The following is a 1,507-nucleotide window of genomic DNA, read 5'->3' on the forward strand; positions in this document are numbered from 1 at the left end:
CAATGCCGTTAAGTTAGCGGCACGCGGAGGCGCAACCGAGGAGGGTGCTTCTCGTGACGCCCGTGATGGTGCGAACGTTTGGTGTTGTGGAATGCGGCGAAGTGACGCTTCACGACCCGCGGGTAAAATCTGTGTCTGCGTGGCGGATTCGGGTGTTCGGTTAATTCACCCAGCATCACGGGGAGTGTGCTGGGGGGAAAAGTCCGCGCCGTTGGTGAGTTGGCGACGGACGATGCGTAAGGCGCGGATGAAGGATAATCGATCTGGATCTATTTCGGCGACACCCGATGCTTTGTGCACCAGTTTGCGAACCGAGTAATGCGCGAGAAGCACACCCCAAATCTCTTGTTTCACAAGCTCGGGCGATTTCGATCGGAGTACGCGCCCGTGGCCGATTTGGTGTACTTCAATTTCGTCGAATACATTTTCGACTTCCCAGCGTTCGTGATACAAAGCCGCAATCTCCATTGCAGGAATTGCTGCATGGTCGCGCAATGTCGTGATCACTCGGTAAGGCTCGTCAGATCCTTCTACTTCGTACTCCACAACTCGGCACGGGACTCCGTGATCCAGTAGGTACTGATTCTCGGCCGTAATGTCTCCTCGTGAGCTTCGTCGCGACGATTTCCGGATCGCGCTTTGCCTCTTCGAGGGCAGTAGTACTGAGAGGTATGAACCGTCCGAGAATTCTTTGATCGCGGGTAGGTTCATATTTCGAGAGATACGAAAGACTGCATCGACGTCGTGTTCGATCAGTCTCTCCCAAAGTGCGAGGCTGAAGAATCCGCGGTCGGCAAGCAATACGGATCCCGGGTCCAGAGCGGAAACGAGGCCCCATGCTTCGGTCCGCTCGGTCGTACCAGCCTCGCCGATTGCGGCGTGCACCACGGCATGTGTGCCGCATTCGACGACCGCCACGACCCGCACTCGCGGATAAGCACCCTTGCCCTTCCCTCCGACGCTGTATCCGAAGACTTCTGCGTTTTCTGGAGAATCCGGCGCATCGAGGACAACGCCGTCTATCGCTAGAACCCGTTGCCCGTGAAACCAAGCCGACGGTGTAGCGGAGGATGCTAGCGGTTTAGCGGTCAAGTGGAACAAGATTTTGAACGGTTCCTCCCCGAGCCTTTTGCGGGCTTGTGTTATTGCACTCGGGGTAGGAAAATGCCAACTCGGCAACCATCCGCCGAGGAATTGCAAGCCGCTTACCAGTCGCCGCATTACTTCGTCATAACTTTCGCCGAAGAACAGACCAAGCGCAATGACGTAGTAAACGACGATTCTCGATGGAAGAAGCCGAGATCGTTTTTCTCGGGTACTCGACCTGTCGATTGCTTCTTCTACATCATCGCGAGGTATGCATTCCGCAAGGATGCCAACAGGGAAATGATCGGTAAAGCGGCGCGAGATGATTTCGTCCACCAGTTAATTCTACGAAAACCGCAACTTTAAAAGTACATCTACACCGCGTGTCGCGTTATCGTATCGGCGTAACTTAACGGCATTG

Annotated in this window: 1 protein-coding gene; it reads right to left on the minus strand. The window is 54.9% G+C overall.

Features of this window, described 5'->3' with window-relative positions:
- Positions 1 to 165: 165 nt before the first annotated feature.
- Positions 166 to 1,422 carry an IS4 family transposase gene (locus tag AB0O58_RS26695; RefSeq protein WP_366239035.1) on the minus strand — a complete coding sequence of 419 codons (1,257 nt, stop codon included), beginning with the start codon at positions 1,420 to 1,422 and terminating at the stop codon, positions 166 to 168.
- Between the last annotated feature and the right edge of the window lie 85 nt (positions 1,423 to 1,507).

It is taken from the genome of Rhodococcus sp. NPDC080181 (genome assembly GCF_040702225.1).
Lineage (GTDB): Bacteria > Actinomycetota > Actinomycetes > Mycobacteriales > Mycobacteriaceae > Rhodococcoides > Rhodococcoides fascians.